General features: G+C 57.8%; 17 protein-coding genes and 1 pseudogene. 10 read left to right on the forward strand and 8 right to left on the reverse strand.

Going from position 1 to position 19,130, the window contains the following annotated elements:
* Positions 1-11 precede the first annotated feature (11 nt).
* From BVK86_RS00650 to BVK86_RS00665, 4 genes are read left to right on the forward strand one after another with little or no spacing between them, the layout of a single operon-like run.
* Entirely contained in the window at positions 12-572 is a 561-nt protein-coding gene (locus BVK86_RS00650; protein ID WP_075944568.1) for an MSMEG_0567/Sll0786 family nitrogen starvation N-acetyltransferase, read from the forward strand.
* A complete protein-coding gene (locus BVK86_RS00655) occupies positions 565-1,587 on the forward strand; it encodes a sll0787 family AIR synthase-like protein (RefSeq protein WP_075944569.1) in 1,023 nt (340 codons plus the stop codon). The genes BVK86_RS00650 and BVK86_RS00655 overlap by 8 nt, the downstream gene beginning before the upstream one ends.
* A 1-nt stretch (position 1,588) precedes the next feature.
* Complete coding sequence (locus BVK86_RS00660) at positions 1,589-1,924, forward strand: MSMEG_0570 family nitrogen starvation response protein (protein WP_075944570.1); 336 nt, start codon at positions 1,589-1,591, stop codon at positions 1,922-1,924.
* 42 nt (positions 1,925-1,966) lie between these two features.
* Positions 1,967-3,268 carry an MSMEG_0569 family flavin-dependent oxidoreductase gene (locus tag BVK86_RS00665; RefSeq protein WP_075944571.1) on the forward strand — a complete coding sequence of 434 codons (1,302 nt, stop codon included), beginning with the start codon at positions 1,967-1,969 and terminating at the stop codon, positions 3,266-3,268.
* A gap of 271 nt (positions 3,269-3,539) precedes the next feature.
* On the opposite strand, the gene BVK86_RS00670 is transcribed toward BVK86_RS00665, so the two are convergent.
* The gene (locus BVK86_RS00670) at positions 3,540-5,432 is read right to left on the reverse strand and encodes a sigma 54-interacting transcriptional regulator (protein WP_075944572.1); all 1,893 of its coding nucleotides are present in this window, start codon (positions 5,430-5,432) and stop codon (positions 3,540-3,542) included.
* 214 nt (positions 5,433-5,646) lie between these two features.
* On the opposite strand from BVK86_RS00670, the gene cynS reads away from it, so the two are divergent.
* The 4 genes and pseudogenes from cynS to BVK86_RS30390 all read left to right on the forward strand — a co-directional run.
* Positions 5,647-6,087, forward strand: coding sequence for a cyanase (gene cynS, locus BVK86_RS00675; RefSeq protein ID WP_075944573.1), 441 nt, complete (start codon positions 5,647-5,649; stop codon positions 6,085-6,087).
* Between the two features lie 47 nt (positions 6,088-6,134).
* Positions 6,135-6,947 carry a formate/nitrite transporter family protein gene (locus tag BVK86_RS00680; RefSeq protein WP_075944574.1) on the forward strand — a complete coding sequence of 271 codons (813 nt, stop codon included), beginning with the start codon at positions 6,135-6,137 and terminating at the stop codon, positions 6,945-6,947.
* 468 nt (positions 6,948-7,415) lie between these two features.
* Positions 7,416-9,464, forward strand: a complete 2,049-nt coding sequence (locus tag BVK86_RS00685) for a 2Fe-2S iron-sulfur cluster-binding protein (RefSeq protein ID WP_075944575.1) — start codon at positions 7,416-7,418, stop codon at positions 9,462-9,464.
* A gap of 116 nt (positions 9,465-9,580) precedes the next feature.
* Positions 9,581-9,919, forward strand: a pseudogene (locus BVK86_RS30390) (aldehyde dehydrogenase family protein); the annotation flags it as partial.
* Here BVK86_RS30390 and BVK86_RS00695 read toward each other — a convergent pair.
* Positions 9,876-10,850, reverse strand: coding sequence for a site-specific integrase (locus BVK86_RS00695; protein ID WP_157720467.1), 975 nt, complete (start codon positions 10,848-10,850; stop codon positions 9,876-9,878). The pseudogene BVK86_RS30390 and the gene BVK86_RS00695 overlap by 44 nt on opposite strands.
* Positions 10,851-11,033: 183 nt before the next feature.
* Here BVK86_RS00695 and BVK86_RS00700 point away from each other — a divergent pair, with 183 nt between their 5' ends.
* A complete protein-coding gene (locus BVK86_RS00700; RefSeq protein ID WP_075944578.1) occupies positions 11,034-12,041 on the forward strand; it encodes a DNA-binding protein in 1,008 nt (335 codons plus the stop codon).
* An 873-nt stretch (positions 12,042-12,914) separates the two neighbouring features.
* Positions 12,915-13,400: a hypothetical protein gene (locus BVK86_RS00705; RefSeq protein WP_075944579.1), complete on the forward strand. Its 486-nt coding sequence runs from the start codon at positions 12,915-12,917 to the stop codon at positions 13,398-13,400.
* A gap of 252 nt (positions 13,401-13,652) precedes the next feature.
* Here BVK86_RS00705 and sseB read toward each other — a convergent pair whose 3' ends face one another.
* The 6 genes from sseB to BVK86_RS00735 form a co-directional block, all read right to left on the reverse strand.
* Entirely contained in the window at positions 13,653-14,411 is a 759-nt protein-coding gene (gene sseB / locus BVK86_RS00710; protein ID WP_075944580.1) for an enhanced serine sensitivity protein SseB, read from the reverse strand.
* Between the two features lie 507 nt (positions 14,412-14,918).
* Positions 14,919-15,431, reverse strand: coding sequence for a cupin domain-containing protein (locus BVK86_RS00715; protein WP_075944581.1), 513 nt, complete (start codon positions 15,429-15,431; stop codon positions 14,919-14,921).
* Between the two features lie 123 nt (positions 15,432-15,554).
* Positions 15,555-16,571 (reverse strand): M14 family metallopeptidase, encoded by a 1,017-nt coding sequence (locus BVK86_RS00720; RefSeq protein ID WP_075944582.1) that lies wholly within the window; start codon positions 16,569-16,571, stop codon positions 15,555-15,557.
* A 90-nt stretch (positions 16,572-16,661) separates the two neighbouring features.
* The gene (locus tag BVK86_RS00725) at positions 16,662-17,660 is read right to left on the reverse strand and encodes a DMT family transporter (RefSeq protein ID WP_075944583.1); all 999 of its coding nucleotides are present in this window, start codon (positions 17,658-17,660) and stop codon (positions 16,662-16,664) included.
* Positions 17,660-18,358 (reverse strand): ABC transporter permease subunit, encoded by a 699-nt coding sequence (locus BVK86_RS00730; RefSeq protein WP_075944584.1) that lies wholly within the window; start codon positions 18,356-18,358, stop codon positions 17,660-17,662. Before BVK86_RS00730 ends, BVK86_RS00725 begins: the two co-directional genes overlap by 1 nt.
* Positions 18,359-18,376: 18 nt before the next feature.
* On the reverse strand, positions 18,377-19,090 hold the full coding sequence (locus tag BVK86_RS00735; protein WP_075944585.1) for an ABC transporter permease: 714 nt from the start codon (positions 19,088-19,090) through the stop codon (positions 18,377-18,379).
* Positions 19,091-19,130: the final 40 nt, after the last annotated feature.

Below are 19,130 nucleotides of genomic sequence, written 5' to 3' on the forward strand. Positions count from 1 at the left end.
GGAGAACTCCCATGGCCCATTCCGTCTTTGCTTTGGTCGACAGCACGTTCGAGCCGTTTCGCGCCGGTGAGTTGCTGGTCAAGCCCGCCCGTGAACACTGGGAGAAACAGGCGTATTTCGCCCTGCGCCGCTCGGTGTTTTCCGAAGAGCAACAACTGTTGGTGCAGGACAAGGACAGCCATGACTTCCAGGCAATTGCCATCGTCGCCCTGGCTGGCAATTGCGGGATCGCCGATCAGGTGGTGGGCGCGGTGCGCATCTACCAGCCGGAGCCGGGTCTGTGGTTTGGCGGACGCTTGTGCGTGGCGCCGGCGTATCGGCGGCACAGCATGATCGGCAAGGCGTTGGTCAACGAGGCGGTGTCACGGGCCAAGGACCTGGGCTGCGAGGTGTTCCGCGCCACGGTTCAGGCGCAGAACGAAGGCTATTTCCATGGTTTGCGCTGGCACAGCCTGGAACAACTGGAGTTGCTCGGCCAGCCTCATTGCCTGATGCAGGCGGATCTGGCGAGCTACCCGTTGATGCCGCGTCAGGTGTCGTTGCGGGCGCTGAAGGTGGCGCGCCATGAATGATCTCGCGATTTTGATCGACACCCTGCGCAGCACCCCGGCGATGCTGTCGAAACAGGCGATCCAGCAGCCGGCGGCGGTCATGGGCAGCACTAAACAAGCCCTGACCCGTGAACAGCTTTATGCCTTGCCCGGCGATGACACGGCGGCCATTGCTTGTGGCAATCACTTTCAACTGCTGGCCATTGAAGGCATGTTGCCGGCCTTCGTCGAGGCGGCGCCGTGGTTTGCGGGATGGTCGGCGGTCATGGCCAATGTCAGCGACATCACCGCCATGGGCGGCCGCGCGACGGCGGTGGTTAATGCCTATTGGCACCACGACAACGCGGCTGCGCAGCAGATTCTGGCGGGTATCTGTGCGGCGTGTGAGGCCTACGGCCTATTGCTCGCCGGAGGGCATACCAGCCTCACCCGCGGTAACCCGACGGCGCTGGCCGTGGCGATTACTGGCACAGCGCAACACCTGTTGTCGACCCTCCATGTCGCGCCAGGGCAGGTTATCGCCATGGCCGTGGATCTTGAAGGTGCCTGGCACGCTGACAGTACCTATTGGAAGGCGTTCGAAGGCGTGCCCGCCGAACGCCTGCGCAGCAAGCTCGACGTGCTGCCGCGCCTGGCCGATGCCCGATTGCTACACGCCGCTAAGGACATCAGCAACGCCGGGGTTCTGGGCAGCCTGTTGATGCTGCTGGAAACCACCGGTTGCGGCGCGAGCGTCGATCTGGCGGCGCTGCCGTGCCCGCCGGATGCCGACCTTGTGCGCTGGCTGCAGGTGTTCCCCAGCTACGGCTTTCTGATGACCCTCGATGAAGGTGACTGGGACCAGGTCCAGACCGCTTTCGCCTTCGAAGGGCTGCGCTGTGAGCGCATTGGCGCGGTCGATGCCAGCGGCGTCATGACCGTCCGCCACGGCGAACAACGCGGCCTGTTCTGGAATCTGCGCGAGCAGGCCTTCACCGGTTTCAGCTATCCCCATCTGGACCTGACCCCTTTAAACCTCAAGCAACAGGAGCACTGACATGCCCGCCGTCAACTTCAAGATCCGCTGGCCCAATGGCCGCGAAGCCACCGGTTACTCGCCTTCAACGGTGATTTTCCAATACCTAGAAGAGGGCGCCAGTTACCCGCTGCCGGACTTTTTGCAGCGCATCGAAAGCGCGCTGAACAACGCCTCGGAACGGGTCAAGGAGGTCAAGGGGTTCTATTGCAGTTCGGCCATGGACACCTTGAGTTCGCTGAAGGGTCAGGCCAGTTATCTGGTTGAACCGGCCGACGTCGAGGGGCGGGTGAACGTGATCAGCATGCGCACCGAGGGCGCGGGGCAAGTGATCGGTGCGGGCTGGAGCTCGTTCTGATTTTTCTGAATTTTTATCGTCACCGATGACCGGAGCAACGTTATGACCAGCCACCTCACTTCCATCAAAACTCAACACCACAGCGTGATCGTCGTCGGCGGCGGGCAGGCCGGATTGTCTGCCAGCTACTACCTGCAACAGGAAGGGGTCGATCATCTGGTGCTGGAAAAGCACAGCGTCACCCACACATGGCGCAACCAGCGCTGGGATGCCTTCAGCCTGGTCACGCCGAACTGGCAGTGCGCCTTACCGGGTTACACCTACGTCGATGATTTCAAGGGCGCCGATCCTCACGGGTTCATGAAAAAAGACGAGATCAACGCGTACCTGGCGGGCTTCGTTAAAGCGGTGAATGCGCCGGTGCGCGAGGGCGTGACAGTACAGCGCGTGGTGCCGCGCGCCATCGGTGGTTTCGAGGTGCATACCTCCCAGGGCGAGTTTTCGGCCGATCAGGTGATTGTTGCTTCGGGTGGTTATCACACGCCAATCATTCCGCGCCTGGCCGAGCGTCTGCCTGCGGGCGTTCATCAGTTGCATTCGGAGCAGTACCGCAATCCCGCGGCCTTGCCTGCCGGGAATGTGCTGGTGGTCGGATCTGGACAATCGGGGGCGCAAATCGCCGAAGACCTTCACTTGGCCGGGCGCAAGGTCTTTCTGGCGGTTGGTGATGCACCGCGTTGCGCACGCTTCTACCGGGGCAAGGACGTGGTCGATTGGCTGGCGGAAATGGGCTACTACGAAATCGGGGTTGACACCCATCCGTTGCGCGAAGGCGTTCGCGATAACACCAACCACTACGTCACCGGGCGTGACGGCGGGCGCGACATCGACCTGCGCAAGTTTGCCGTGGAAGGCATGGAATTGCTCGGTCGACTAGAAGGCTTGCAGGGCACGCGGATGCAGTTCGCGCTTAACCTAGCGGAGAGCCTCGACAGCGCCGATGCGGTGTACAACCGCATCAACGGCTCGATCGACAAGTACATCGAACAGCACGGCATCGAGGCGCCGGCCGGTGAGCGCTATGTTCCCACCTGGACGCCTGAGCAAGAACGCAGTGAAGTGGACCTTGTGGCGGCTGGCATCACCAGCATCATCTGGTGCATCGGCTTCAGCCCGGACTTCACCTGGGTCGAGGCACCGGTCTTCAATGGCCGTGGCCATCCGGGCCATCAGCGCGGCGTGACCGCGCAGCCGGGGTTGTACTTCCTTGGGTTGCCTTGGTTGTACACCTGGGGCTCGGGGCGGTTTTCCGGGGTGGCCAAGGATGCGCGTTACCTCGTGGACCAGATCAGCTCTGACCGGGCCGAGAGCTTGATTCAGGGAAAACGGGCAGCGGCGAGGTGATTGAGCAAAGGTTTTGAGCCATGCCTCAGACCCAATGGGAGCAAGCAGGCGCTGACGATGATTGAGCAAGTTGGCTGATTGCCAGTTCGCACCGACCTCCGGTAACTCGGTCATTCAGGCAGCCTGCGTCATCGTTTGCGTCCATCACGAGCTGGCTCGCTCCCATGATCCAGGTTATACCTGATCCTGTACCCGTCACATCACCCCTGTGGGAGCGAGCCTGCTCGCGATGGTCTCATAGACGCTGCGGATAACCAGACGAAGCCCGTTATCACTCGCGGCGACCGGGTTTGTAATTCCGCGGATCAATGTTCCATTTGCGCAGGCGTGAGGCCAGGGTGGTCGGTTTGAGCCCCAGCAGTTGCGCAGCTCCGCCTTCGCCGGAGACTTTGCCTCCAGTGCGTTTGAGCATCGCCACGGTGTTCAGGCGAAGTTGCTGTTGCACAATCTCATCGCGCAGCGGTTCGCTGTCGTCCAGCGGTTCTACGGGTGTCTCAATCTGCTCGCGAGCGGCGGCCGGCAATAGCTCATCGAAGCGTAAGCGGCCATCCTGCGAGACGATGATCTGTCGCTCGATCACGTTTTCCAGCTCTCGAATATTGCCCGGCCACGGATAACGCTTGAGCACCTCGACCTGGGTCAACGGCAGACGCACTCCCGGTTTGTTAAAGGCCTGGCAGGCGCGCTCAAGAAAGTGGCCAGCCAACAGCGGTATGTCGCCCAGGCGTTCGCGCAAGGGCACCGAATGCAACGGAAACACGTTCAAGCGGAAGTACAAATCTTCACGAAATCCGCCAGCGGCGACCATCTCCCGCAGGTCGCGGTTGGTGGCGGCAATCACCCTCACATCCACCGCTCGGGTCAGGTTATCGCCCACCCGTTCGAACTGCTGGTCCTGCAGCACCCTTAGCAGTTTGCTTTGCAGCTCCAAGGGGATTTCGCCCACCTCATCGAGAAACAGCGTGCCGCCATCGGCCAGTTCAAAGCGTCCGACCCGATCATTGGTGGCCCCTGTGAAGGCGCCTTTGACGTGACCGAAAAACTCGCTTTCGAACAAGTCCCGAGGAATCGCCGCGCAGTTGACGCGAATTAACGGGCGGTCGCTGCGCCGGCTGCTGGCGTGGATCGCCCGGGCAATCAATTCCTTTCCGGTCCCGGATTCGCCAGTGACCAGCACGTTGGCGTCAGTTGGCGCCACCAGTTCGATCTGGCGGATCAGATGCAGCACCGCAGGGCTGTCGCCAACGATCTCGTGGTGATTGCGCTCCGCCTTGATCTCTTCCTGCAGGTATTGGTTTTCCAGCTCCAGACGTTGCTTGAGTTGCTCCACTTCATTCAAGGCTTCGCGCAACCGCAGTTCGGCCCGCTGCCGCTCACGAATGTCGCGGAACAACACCACCGCCCCCACCAGACGGCCCATCTCGAAAATCGGTGTGCTGGTGTACTCCACGGGTATGGCTTCGCCGTTCTTGTGCCAGAAAACCTCGTTGTCGACACGGTGCACCTGGCCGTCGCTGAACGAGGTGTGAATGGAGCACTGCTGTACTTCAAACAGACTGCCATCACTGTGGCTGTGGTGAAACAACTGGTGGGCGTCATGGCCGACCATGTCCCCTGCGCTCCACCCGAGAATCCGTTCGGCGGCCGGGTTGATGAAGGTGGTTTGCCCAGTGGCGTCCAGCCCGTAGATGCCTTCACCTACGGCGCCGAGGATCAGGCGGTTCTGTCGCTCGATGCGTTCGAACACTTGGGTGATGCGCTCCCAGCCAACGTGGCCCAAGCGATGCTGGCGGCGGGCTTCGGAACGGTTGCGGCGGGTTTCCAGCTGATCGCGGTCTTGGATCATCAGCAGGATGCGCTGGCCATCCTCCAGTGCCCGGGCGTTGACTTCGACGGCGTGGTGTTTGCGGGTCAGGTCGAGCAGGCTGAGATCGTCGGACCAGGCTTCGCCCTGAGTTAGCACCTCGTCGGTGAAGCTGACCCACAGTGCGATGGCGCTGCCGAAGAAATGGCTGAAGCGGGTGAGGGAAGTAGCATTCTCTTCGCAGCCAAGCAGAGCGAGGCCGGCGGCGTTGACCTGGACCAGAGCGTCCGATGCCGGGTCCACCACCAGCATGGCGAGCGGAGCGTACGCAGCGGATATTTTGTCGATGGCGGTGGACATGGTCCGGGAGCCCTAGCTGATACGGTACGTCGAATATACGAAAAATCGTAAATTAATTAACCAAGTTTCGTTATTTACGATAATTCGTTAGTTTCTTTTGAAACTGTTCTGAGAATAAACCTCTAAAAATCAACGTGATAAGAATAATTTAGCAATTGGCACGACTCTCGCTATCTCTCCAGTATCGCTAAAACCCACAAGAGAGATCTTCAACATGAACAAAGTCGAAATGCATCACACCGTCATGGCAGCCAAGGCTCGCAAGGAAATGACCTGGGACCACTTGAGCGAGCTGGTCGGAAAGGCGCCGGTGTGGCTGGCCTCTGTGTGCTACGGCATGAACAGCGCCTCGCAGGATGTCGCCGCGCGTATTTGTGAGGCGCTGGAGTTGGGTGAAGACGTGGCCATGGCCATGACCGAGTTCCCGGTCAAGGGTTGGGAAAAGACCGTGCCCCAAGACCCGCTGATCTATCGCCTGTACGAGGTGGTGGGTGTCTACGGCCCGACGCTCAAGGACGTGATCCAGGAAAAATTTGGCGACGGCATCATGAGCGCCATCGACTTCTCCATGCATGTCGAAAAAATTGAAGACCCCAAGGGCGATCGCGTCCTGCTGACCCTCAATGGCAAGTTCCTGCCTTACCGATCCTGGTGATCGAGCAGCCGTTCCGCTTTTGAAAAATCAGCTACGAGGAAAGCCCAATGTCCTATCTACTTCCATTCGAATTCGTCACCAAGATGCTCGATGCCGGCGAATCGAAAATTCACATGTCGACCCGCGACACCCTGATTCGCAGTTTCATGGCGGGGGCGATTCTGGCTCTGGCCGCAGTGTTTGCGGTCACCATCGCGGTGCAGAGCGGTTCCGCGCTGCTCGGTGCGGTGCTGTTCCCCGTGGGCTTCTCGATGCTGTACCTGATGGGTTTCGACCTGCTGACTGGGGTATTCATGCTCACGCCACTGGCGCTGCTGGACAAGCGTCCGGGCGTCACCGTGCGCGGTGTGTTGCGCAACTGGGGGCTGGTGTTTGTCGGTAACTTTGCCGATGCGCTGACCGTGGCGTTCATGATGGCGTTCGTCTTTACCTACGGCTTCAATACCGGTCCGGGCGCGGTCGGGGAAAAGATCGCCAGCATCGGCGAGGCCCGCACCCTGGGTTATGCACACTATGGCGTGGGCGGCTGGATCACGATTTTCCTGCGCGGCATGCTGTGCAACTGGATGGTCTCCATGGGTGTGGTCGGCGCGATGATCTCGACCTCGGTGAGCGGTAAGGTGATCGCCATGTGGATGCCGATCATGCTGTTCTTCTTTATGGGGTTCGAGCACTCGGTGGTCAACATGTTCCTGTTTCCGTCGGCGATGATCATGGGTGGCGGGTTCTCGGTGATGGACTACCTGGTCTGGAATGAGATCCCGACCGTGCTGGGCAACCTGGTTGGTGGCCTGGCGTTCACCGGGTTGACGCTGTACAGCACCCACATCAAAACGGCGGCCAAGCGCGCTCTGGCGTGATATGAAAAGTCACGCCAAGGCGACAAACGCTCACCGCTGATTATTTTTACAAGGCGTGAGCGTATGGTTAGGCGGCAGTTGTGATTCATGAGCTTGAGTCGACAGGAACGCACCAGTGCGGGGTTCTCGAACTTTGCGAGCTAGGCGTCATCGTGGAAAACCTTGGAGGTGTCGTGAATCCAGACGAAGTCGATGCTGTCCACGTCCATGCACGTAAAGCGATCCTCGAACGACTTTTAGCTAACGCCTTCGGAGTAGTCATACGGGGTGCCTTCGCCAACTCGCTCTACAGGGATTCACAAACTCGCTATTGACGCCCCAGCATTTCATTTTCTGAAATGCTGGATTGCATTTTGTGCCCATTCCGTCACAGGCACTTCAGCGTCAACATGCGCCTGACTCAGTTCACCTCCACGTTTGAGGTGACGAAGCAGACAGACCGTTACGGCGGGCGCAAGGGGAAAGCGAATGGACGACACCTCAAAACCTCGATCTTCACCTTGGCATGAAGGTGAATTGACTTTACAGCGCGCCGTCGGTGCAGTGGACATGATGGTGGGTGTCGGTCAGCGGCAGATGTCGCGGACGTGGATGCCGGACCAGCATCGCGAGTTTTATTCGCAACTACCTTTTGTGGTGTTGGGCGCCGTGGATCGGCAAGGCGATGTGTGGGCCACCCTTCGCACCGGGCAACCGGGCTTCATGATCTCTCCCACACCGGAAGTTTTACAGATCAAGCTCGAACCACAGCCTAACGATCCTGCTCATGAAGGCATGCAGCCGGGCGATGCGATAGGTATGTTAGGCATTGAGTTGCACACTCGCCGCCGCAATCGTATGAATGGCAATGTACTGCGGGCGCTGGACGATCGTATCGAGATCGTCGTGACTCAAGCCTATGGTAACTGCCCACGCTACATTAATCTGCGTCAGTACGAGTTCGTCGAAGAGACGGCAGACATCGCTCAAGAGCTGACCGTGACCGATCCACTGATACGCCGCATGGTCACATCGGCGGATTCGTTTTATGTAGCGACCTACGTCGTGCGTGATGATCAGAACCAAGTCGATGCCTCTCATCGCGGCGGCAAGGCGGGTTTTGTACGAATGGAAGAAGACGGCTCGCTCACTATCCCGGACTTTTCCGGCAACCTTTTTTTCAACACCCTGGGCAACATCTTGCTCAACCCCCGTGCCGGGCTGACGTTTATCAATTTCGAGAACGGTGACCTGCTACAAATGACCGGCACCGCTGAAGTACTGCTAGACGACCCGGAAATCGCCGCGTTCCAAGGCGCCGAGCGGCTCTGGCGTTTCACGCCGCAGCGCATCGTTCACCGTCAGGCTGCGCTGGCATTGCGCTGGGCCGACCAGGCCGAAGGCGAATCACTCAACTCGACAATGACAGGAAGTTGGGAGCAGGCTGCGGAGCGATTGGAGGCCGAAGCCCTTCGTACTCACTGGCGTCCGCTGCGGGTGGCGCGCATCGTCGATGAAAGCCGCAGTATTCGTTCGTTCTATTTTGAGTCGTGCGATGGCGTTGGTTTGCCCAGATTCGAGCCGGGCCAACACATGCCTGTGCGGCTGTTGCTGGATGGGCAACCGCCGACGATTCGTACCTACACCGTGTCCAGTGCACCCTCGGATCAATTTTTGCGCATCAGCGTCAAGCGTGATGGCGTGGTGTCTTCACATCTGCACGATCGGATTCAGGTCGGTGACTTGATCGAAGCGCGGGCACCCCAGGGGCATTTCACGGTTCAACCCTCGGAGCGGCGTCCTCTTGTGCTTCTGGGGGCGGGCGTTGGCATTACGCCGATGTTGTCGATGCTGCGGGAAGTAGTCTACGAAGGAAAACGCATTAACCGCATGCGCCCGACCTGGGTGTTACAAAGCAGTCGCTCGGTGGACGACCTGGCCTTTCGCGAGGAATTCGAAGAGTTAGTGGCGAGGGCAGGGGACAAGGTCAAAGTCCTGCGGGTGGTCAGCCAGCCGCCGACCGAGGGCGGTGGCGAGAGTTATGACCTGGCCGGCAGGATCGATGTCGAACTGCTCAAGACCCTGCTGCCGCTCAACGACTACGACTTTTACCTGTGCGGGCCGGGGAGTTTCACCCAGGCGTTGTATGACGGCCTGCGCAAAATGCGCATCCCAGATGACCGCATTCATGCCGAGACATTCGGACCGTCCACGCTAGTGCGTGACGCCGAAGTCAGCGTTCCCGCCGCACTGCAGGTGCCTATCGCCAGTGAGCCTGTGAAGGTGCTGTTCGCCACTTCCGGCAAGGAAGCGCGCTGGGAGCCAGGCACCGGGACTCTACTGGAACTGGCGGAAGCCCGCGGCCTTAACCCTGAGTTCAGCTGCCGTGGCGGCTCCTGCGGCACCTGTACTACCAAGATGACCAGTGGGCAGGTCCACTACCTCAACACCCCGGAACAAGGCTTGGCGGCGGATGAAGTACTGATCTGCTGCGCCGTGCCGGCCGCAGGCAGTGAGACCCTAGTACTGGACATCTGATTCTCACAGCAGACCGAGTTCTCCTGTAGGAGCGAGCTTGCGAGCGATGGGTGTCTACGATAACGCAGGGCAACTGCCTCTATAGTGCTGGATGAGGCAGAACTCTCGACGACGCAGTTCCCCTGACACTGTATGCGGCCTTTAGGAACAACCGTCGGGCCTGGGTTGCTGGCACAAGACTATGGTTGCGTCGCGCGCGCTTTAAGGATGCGCTTAAAAGGATAAAGACTTCAGTCAGAGCGGTACTAGTCGACAACCATCACGATTCGGCAACCTCCATCGGCCCACTAGTCAGCCGCGCCCAAGTTGACCGCGCACAACATTTCATTCGATGGCGCGCAACCACGCGAACCGAGTCCATCCGCTCCATCAACGGTGAAACAAATTTACTCGCGACACTTCATCCGGCCCTTAGGGATTTTCAGCCACTTTCAACGCTTGCACTTGGGAAATAGCTGATGAAGTGAGTGGCCGACTTGTCGCCAACTCCCCAAAGGAATCTGCCGTGTCGATGTAGCGCATGGCTGACTTCATGTCCTTCCAGCCGACGTACGTCATCATCGCTTTGATATCCCAGCCATTGGCCGCTGCCCAGGTGGCGAAGCCGCGACGTAATGAGTGACTGGTGTAAAGATCGCCAGACACCCCCGCGCGATTAAAAATTCGCCGCAGCAGTGGAATCAGGCTGTTAGCGTTAAAGCCGTCTTCAGCTAGATGCCCCCAACGATCGAGCTTTCTGAAGACTGGGCCATGTGCAATGCCGGCGATGGTGATCCAGTTCACATAGGCTTGCACCGGACAAAGCTTCTTCAAGGCAGGTGTACGGAACGTCGTGCCGCGGTGCTGGCGATCGCCCTTGCTGTGCGGTAGGTAGAAGGTAATGCCCACCCCTGCCTGCGCTTGGGTGTTCTCAATCTGCAAGCGCGACAACTCATCCCCGCGAAAACCACGCCAGAACCCGATCAGCACCAAGGCCATGTCACGCCGGCTGCGCAGCAGGGTGGTCAGATCCTGGCGGGCAGCTGCTTTCTCCGCGTCCTGCTCCAGCCACTGAACAGCTTGTTCCAGGTGCTGCAGGAGCAGGGGAGTCGCTTGTTTCTCCTGAGCGGGATGCAACGCGCGGATGCCCTTGATCATCTGCCGCACGGTAGGTGTTTTGGTGGGGTCGGGGAATCCCTGCGTGATGTGCCATTGGGCGAGGGCGGCCAGGCGCTGCTTCAGCGTGCTGATGGTGTGCTTGTCCGCGTACTCGGCGAGGTAGCGCACGATGCCATCGCCCGTCGTGGGGAGGAAGCCACCCCAAGTCACTTCAAAATGTTCCACCGCTGCACGATAGCTGCGCCGGGTATTTTCCCGGGTGCCGGCCTGCAGGTAGCGATCCGCCATGTTCATATCGTTCCTACGCCAAACGTACCTTTCCCACGCTGGAAAAAACGAAAACCAGCTCTATGATGCGATAACGCTCCATTATTTTATCAAAGAATCACTCTTATATTGTTCTTTTTATAGTAGTAAAGTGCTATGTATATACGTGGTATGTAAAACAGTACGAAATCGTAGGAGAGGCAAATGGCACGCGGCGGAATTAACAAGGCGATTGTCCAACAAGCCCGGGAATCGCTGCTTGCTCGGGGAGAGAACCCAAGCATCGACGCCGTGCGCATCGAGCTGGGCAATACCGGCTCGAAGACGACTATTCACCGATATTTGAAGGAAATCGAAGATTTTGACCCTCGGCCGCGGGCCTCTAGAGAGCGATTGAGCGATGAACTGACCGAGCTTGTGGCCGGTCTCTTAGAGCGAATGACGGAGGAGGGAGGCGAAGCTCTCGCGCATACCCAGGCGCGTTTCGACGAGCAGCGCAGCGAGCTGGAGCAAAAGCTCGACGGCTTGAATACCGAACTCGCCTCTTTGCAGCGGGAATTTGATAGTCAGAAAGGGGCGTTAGGGCTTCAGGCGGATGAGTTACAGATTTGTCAGGCAAGCCTGCAAGCCGAACTCACCCGCAATGCACGCCTAACCCAAAACTGCAGTGACTTGGAACTCCGTGTTCAAGAAAAGGACGAGCAGATCCGCTCCCTGGAGGAAAAGCACCTTCACTCCCGCGAGGCGCTGGAACATTACCGCAACGCGGTCAAGGAGCAGCGTGAACAGGAGCAGCAACGACACGAAGGACAGGTGCAGCAAGTTCAGGTTGAGCTGCGACAGCTGCAGCAAACGTTGATGCTCAAGCAAGATGAACTGACTCGACTCAACAGAGATAACGAGCGCTTATTAAGTGAGGCGCGACAGCAGGCCAAGGCGGCGGCGACGCATGAAGATGCGGCGCTTCGTTTGAGCGGTGAGATTGCAGCCATGAAGACAGCAGTTGCCAAGGCAGACGGGGCGAAAGAAGCGCTTCAGGAGCAGCTAGGCATGTCGCGTGCGGAATCCAAGCGGCTAGAGGAGGGTTTGGCGCAGGCGAGCTCGCAACTGGCCGAAGCCACGAGGTTGTCGGAGCAATATTCTGTGGAGCTCACTCAGCTTCGATACACCACGAATCATCCTGAAACTGACAATGAAAGCATCCCAAAATAAGACCAAGGGAGAGTTCGATTGAGCAAATTTGACGTGGCGTGCAGCGGTTCCGTTGGAAACACTCTTGACCTCAAATATGCGCATGAGCGCCTAAGTCAGATGGTTTTTTCGGACGATTGTTCGGGCCTACTGAAGCGTATTGGTCGAGTCGCGTCACGCGTGAAGAAAGTGACGCCCGAAATGAGCAGAGAGGGTCTTGGTGCGTAGAGGGGCTATATTTTAGTGGATGTTTTGACCTGCGGCCTTTGAGAGGGGTGGCCGCCTAGATAACGGGTCGCTTTCATCCCTACTAAGGAGCTTTTATGCAGTGAAAGAAGGTTGCATGCTCGTTCCCGCCCTTATCGGCTCGTCATCAGTATGACGTTCCTGGTCGTGCAAAGCTGGATGTTCAATCTGATTGGGTGGAATTACAACTTCTGGCATGCGCTGTACCGCTTTACCTTTCCATTCGTGATCAGATATCTCTCATTCGCACTCAGCAAAGTACAGAGGTTGCCCCAGCCTCAGATCTGAAGCAGATCCAGAGCATCCGTTGGTACACCTGGCCGTCAGAATTTGTGCGTGTGCTGTGGCGATCATTTGCGCGCGACTTTAAAGAAGGGTCTGCTGCCCCCGTTTTGTTGGCGTTGCCTATATTCTTCTGGGCTCGATTGGAAAAGAAAAGTTAGTCGACGCAGCCACCAATGGAATCCCGATCACCTTACTACTGCGCAATTGCATGGCCGTTTTCTGCCTGTCGCGACCGGCTGAAAACGACCCAAAGCTGCCAGTCAGATCCCGTGGATGTCGGACAAATAGCCCAAACGCCTACGCATTCCCAGGCTGATATTTGAGAGGGTAAACTGAGCACCTTTCCATCTGTGTGGTACCGATATGGACATCAATCTACTGACCGAATCCATGCTTGGCCACTGGCGTGCTCCCTCGGGTGTCTGGCAATGCGAATTCCAGTTCGGCAGCCGATTGATTTACGTCCAGCACCACAGTGACGAGCCATCTTACGCCAGGCTCGCCGCTGCGCAACGCGCGGTCAAGGCTACGTGGGATGATTTGCCCCAGGCACTGACGTTTGCCGAACAGCACTGTAAAGCACAGATGCCGGAACTGATGCGGTTGTACGAAACCCACATGCCGTGGGAATCTCCGTTGTTCGTGTACTCGATCCACTTCGATCTCGACAAACCTTACCCTAGCTATACCATTTCCAAGAACCCTGACTTCGATTGGGATCGCATCCTGATCGACGAAGATGAACTGTGCCAGGAACACAGTGTTTGCATGGAGCAATATGAGCCAAAGGATAACTTTTGGGTTTACGTCAGGCGCGTGGGGTTTCAGCAATTCGAGCTTGGGGATTAGCTTGGCAATCAACTATATATACCCCCCCCAGCCCCTGAATCACCGCTGATTAAGTAGACACTGGAGAGCGTCCGCTTCTGGCCGATTGTTGCCTGTCGCAAAGGGCAGCAACCGGCCAGTAATGGCCGTTGGCGGAAAGCTCACATGACTGAATGACAAAACGCTCAGGTTTGCCATCTCTCATGACGCCGTCAAACAGGCCAAGCACGATTTCGCAGGCCTGCTCGGCGGTTAGCACGACGTTGATCTTTGTCACGCTTTGCCAAAGCCGAACAATGAACGCAGCCAGCCTGCCGACTTCCGTTCATAGAAGGGTGCGGTTTGCTTGAGGAAGTAATCGCTAAGGCCTGATTCCCCTTCGTGAACGCGATAGAGGTCAACGGGTTCGCCATCCGGAGCGGAATCCCCGGCAACGTTACCGGCTTCGCGCATGACCAGTTCAATATCTCCGTCCGCTTCAATACCAATGATCAGATGAGGCTTTTGATCAGACGATGCGTCATGCATCAACGCCAGAAATGCACGCTTTACGTTGCGATGTTTGGCGAGTAATTGTGTGAGCGAGTTGACCATCTTCGACGGATATTGCGACGGCTGTCCGAGCAGCACTTTGGTGTCTTTTTCGACCGTGCGCTGCACCGGCTTTTGGCCGATCTCGTTGGAGAGCAGATGGCGCACTTCCTCCGGGAAAAACTCTTTCCCGTAAGGAGACTTTGGATTGAGGAAAAGAGGGGTGCCTAGTGTGATTTCAAACAGCGATCTGGCCGGGATCTCTACGTAGGACTCTTCGCTATCTATGGATCTTTGTAGTGTTTGCAACGAAGAAAAAAACGGGATTACAGCGGAGCCGTCAGGCCTTTGCCAATGCGCGATGCTGATGTTGCTACCAGCCTCGAGGTTGACTTGACCTTCGCCAGTGCCGGCAGTGCCAAGGACGTAGATAGTGGAATTCAACAGAGTCTTGAAAAAGTCAGATCGATGGGCCGGTTCATCGCGTGGTTTCAGCTGCACACGAAGAAGCTAGCGGTGTCATGCATGGCTAGGTCCGCGAGGGCCTCGCCATAGGACGTCACGTAGTCCCGCGGTATCCAATCGCCGGAAGCCCACGAGCTAAATTTCTATGACGGTAAGCTTTTCGCCGTGCTGTCTGGATCGCACGGTGAAAACGTGGGAACTGAAATTCAGAAGCGGTAACGTCGACACCAGTTTGGAGTTTTACATGCTCCGAATTCTGAGCATAAGTTTGGTGTACTCAAGACGGGCAGGATGAAGAGCAAAAAAGTTTCAAATTTAGAGACAGATCTAAGCGAGATTCCCAAATTTACTCGCGAGATGGGGATTTCAGAAGCGGATCGGAGAAATTAGTTTCAATTTCGCGAAGTCGCAAGCTTTAGGATGCTCATGAACATATTTAACATAGCACCTCGTTTAACATAATATACATTATGCGTAACAAAATATTACAGCATCAGGCTCGTTGCACACGGATTTCAAGGCTCAAATCGCCCCCCTGACACCTCAACGGTTTGTCAGACTTTCAATCAATCCCAAATGCTCTGGAAACTGCTCACTGAGTGTTCGTCGGCTCGCCATTTCCATATCCGCAAAATCAAACCCCGGCGAAACCGCTTCACTGATCAAGCCGAATCCCGAAGAGCTCGCCATCAACCGTGATGCTTTCCAGATACCGCCCGGTACGTGTAGCTGTAAACTTTGCCCAGCGATTACGTCGTTGCCCATCACTATCGTTTTCAATCTGCCGTCTGGAAAAATCAGCGTGTATTCGATTGCATCACCCAAATGGTAGTAATGCACGATGTCTGACTTGTTCAGGTGGAAATGACCTATGGGTGAATCCTGGGTCAGCAAGTAGTAGATAGACGTCATGCGGTATCGTGGGCCGCCCGCAGTGCTCAGCATGGTTTGATTGTCGGACTGAAACGTTCGGCGGTAATAGCCGCCTTCCTGATGTCGAACCAGATCGAGTGCGGCAATTAATTGCTGGGTGGCGTCTGTTATGATCCTGCTCACGCACTTTTTCCTTAATTATGATTTTGCCTGAATTTAATAGATTTTCGCCGACGTTTGGCGATTAACTCGACTAAACAGGCATTTAGCGTAGTTATCCGGATTTGGAGTTCATCTTTCCATCAGTCAGTTCGGGTCCAGCAACCCGCCCCTCCAATGACGGGACACTTGGCTGCCGGTGAACTTCGCGACCACTACGCCCTGCGAGATCAATCGATCGCGATATCGGGTGACCATGCGCCCGGTTTGTTCGGCCACCAGCACCACTTCTGAAGTCGGATCCCCCGGGCGGCGAAGGATCCGTGCGAACCGCTGGCCTTGCTTCACGACGTCACCCAGCTCTTTTTCAAAGATCAGCACGCCGGGTTGTGGCGCGAGAATGGTCTCCATTTGCGCCATGTCCCTGACCTCCACGGGCCACTCGGGCCGTGCGTTTGCGCCGTCGATAACGCCGAAACCGCACAGCCAGGCGTACAGACCTTGTGCATCTTGCGTGGCGTACCGGTCACTAACGTCGCCCTGCCCTCGCAATTCCAGGGTCGCGGCCAGTCGGCCCTGCGTGGCGCCTTCGCGCAACCACGGCGCGATGATGGTTTCCTCGAAGGAGCCATCGCCACCTTCGTCCCAGATAATCGCCAGGTCCATCTTCATTGCCGCCGCCAGTTCGTACCCTTGGGGCCAGAAGCTACGGTGTACATAGATATAGGGAAGTGCTTCGTCATCGGTGTGCAGATCGAGCATTACGTCTGCCGGTGCGGCCAGTTGCACCAGTTTTTTCTGCCATTCCTGGACATTGGTGGACGGTTGCTCCATCGCCGCAGACTGGTCAAAGCCTCGATTGAAGTTGTGGCCGGTAGCATCGTGAAAGCGTCCCAGAATCCGCCCCTGGCGAAACTGGCCGATGCCCAGCGGATTGGCCTGTGGCACCACGGTCACGCTGCCGTTGAGTCGGCCCTCAGCCTCCGCTACCGCAAGATGTTGCATCAACAAATGCAGGACCAGCATCCCGGCAATTTCGTCGGCATGCACCCCGGCCTGCAGGTGCACCTTCGGCCCGCCGCTGGCGCCCTGGAAACGCCAGGCGCCTACCTGCACCGTATCGCCATTGTTGTTGCGAATCTTGAACGAAATATCCTGCGCCATGTCATTGCCCTCCCTACATGAACGTAAATAACCGAAGCGCCGATGTGGAGAAAGGTTTAGCGCCCCGACACGCGCCTGTTCGCCATTGGTTTATCGGCGATGTTCGACGGTTTCTGGATCGAGTGGTGCCTTGACCCCTTCGGTCCGGCCAACGGAATCCTCATCTGCCGCTGCTGGATAAAGCGGCTGCGACACGGAGCATTCAGCACCGACGACGTCCTGTGCGGGATGCCGGCCGAAAATCATCGCCAGGGTGCCACTGACCGCGATCAAACCGGCGCCGATCATCAGCGACACATCCATCAGCGTGCCCCAGATCAGGCTCGACAGCAGGAACGCCCAGATCAGTCCGGTGTACTCGAACGGCGCCAGCACCGTCGCGGTGGCGCGCTGGAAACTGGCGAACAACAGGAACTGGCCGACGCCACCCAGCAGCCCTGCCCCCAGCATGCCCATCCATGCCGGTGTCGGCGCCGGTGTATGGGTCCAGGGCAAAGCCACTGCCATGCAGATGACGAACACCACATTAGTGATCAGCATCTGCTCCAGCACCGAGGTCTGGTCATCCACCTGGCGCAGCTGGATATAAGTGAACGCCCAGCACATCGCCGCCAGCAACGTCAGGACAATCGGCACAGGGTTGGCCAGGTTGTTCGGGCGGCAAGCAATCACCACGCCGACAAAACCGATGATCAGGGTGAACCACTGCCCACCGGTGACGCGCTCCTTGAGAATCGCCGTCGCCAGCACCGTGACCATGATCGGCGCGGAAAAATACAGCGTGGTCATCTCTGCGAGCGTGAGATCGCGTGCCGCCGTGTAGTACAGCAGCCACGCGGCAATCGACAGCAACCCACGCACCACCAGCAAACGCCGGCTGGACGAACGCCACGCGCGGCGCACCAGTGACAAGCGCCCTATCAACAAACACGCAATCGCCACCACCAGTGCACGCCAGAACAAAATGGTGACCACCGAATAGTCGGCCACCAGCCACTTGATACCGGCGTCCTGCAACGACAGAAATGCGTAGCCCAGTGTGCACAGGCCAATGCCTTGCAGCGAGCGGTCCACCAACAGTTTATTCATCATGCGGACCTGCGAACCGGGGTGCCCCGGCGTTCAACAAAGGCAAACAAGGCTTCGATCAGGAACGTCAGGCAGACGTAGACACCGGCTACCAACAGCAACGGCTCGTACACTTGCAGGGTTTGCGCGCGAACGACGTTGGCCGCGCCCAGCAAATCGATCACGGCGATGGTCGAGGCCAGTGCCGTGGACTTGAGCAACATCACGGTTTCCCCGGCCAGGGTTGGCAGCAGTAAACGCAGTGCCCGGGGCAACCGCACGCGCAACAGTGACTGGCGAGCGGTCATGCCAAACGCGGAGGCGGCTTCCATCTCGCCTTTGGGTACCGCCAACAGACCGCCGCGAATCACTTCGCCGACATAGGCACCCACTGACACCACTAGCGCAAACACGATGTACCAATAACCATCACGCAGGTACGGCCAGAGGAAACTGCCGCGAATCAGCGGGAACTGCGCAAACAGGCTGCCGAGGCCGTAGTAGAAAATGTAAATCTGAATCAGCAACGGCGTTCCGCGGGTCACGCTGGTGTAGAACAGGCTGACCTTGGCGATGAACTTGTTTTTCGAGATCCGTGCCAGTGCCACCAGTATTGCCAGGACAAAACCGAACACGCTGGAAATCAGCAGGATGGCGATGGTGGTCTGCAACCCCCTGATCAACAGCGATGCGTATTCAACTGTCCACGCTGGAATCATTTCATTTACTCAGCCGGTTTAGTCAGCAAGGGGCATCCAGCGACGAATGCGCCGCTCAAGCCGTCCCGACAGGTAGTTGGACACCAGCGTCACCGCGTAATACAACGCCGCGGCCGTGAGGTAGAACAACAGATAGTGACGCGTCGAGCCCGCCGCTTGTTTGGCGGTGTACAACAGCTCGTTGGTGCCGACCACGCTGATCAGCGCGCTGTCCTTGATCAGGTTGATCCACAGGTTGGCCATCCCCGCCATCGCGTAGGGCGCCATGATCGGTAGAGTGACACGGCGGAACAGGCCGAAACCGTGCAGTCCGAACGCCTTGGCCGCTTCGATCTGGCCATAGGGAATCGCCTGGATCGCCGCGCGGAAAATCTCCGAGGCATAGGCGCCCTGCACCAGGCCCAGTACGACGATCGCTGCCAGCGGGCCGCTGACGTTGACCACCTCGTAACCGAGGGAGGTCATCAGCGAATTGAGTAGCATGGAGCCGACGTAGTACAGCAGCAGAATCAGCAACAACTCCGGCACTGCTCGGAACAACGTGGTGTAACCGCGAGCCAGTGCGGCAATGGGCTTGGGCGCTCCCAGTTTGAGGCAGGCCACCACCAGGCCGATCGCCAGCCCGAGCACGAAGGCCCCGGCCGAAATCTGCAGGGTCATCCAGAGCCCCTTGAGCAGCGCCCCGCCCCACCCTTGCTCGCTGAAATTGATCAAATCAAACATGGCTGGCATTCGAATCTCCGGTTGGCACACGCGATCCCTTGCAGGAACT

The sequence above is a fragment of the Pseudomonas reinekei genome (assembly GCF_001945365.1).
Lineage (GTDB): Bacteria > Pseudomonadota > Gammaproteobacteria > Pseudomonadales > Pseudomonadaceae > Aquipseudomonas > Aquipseudomonas reinekei.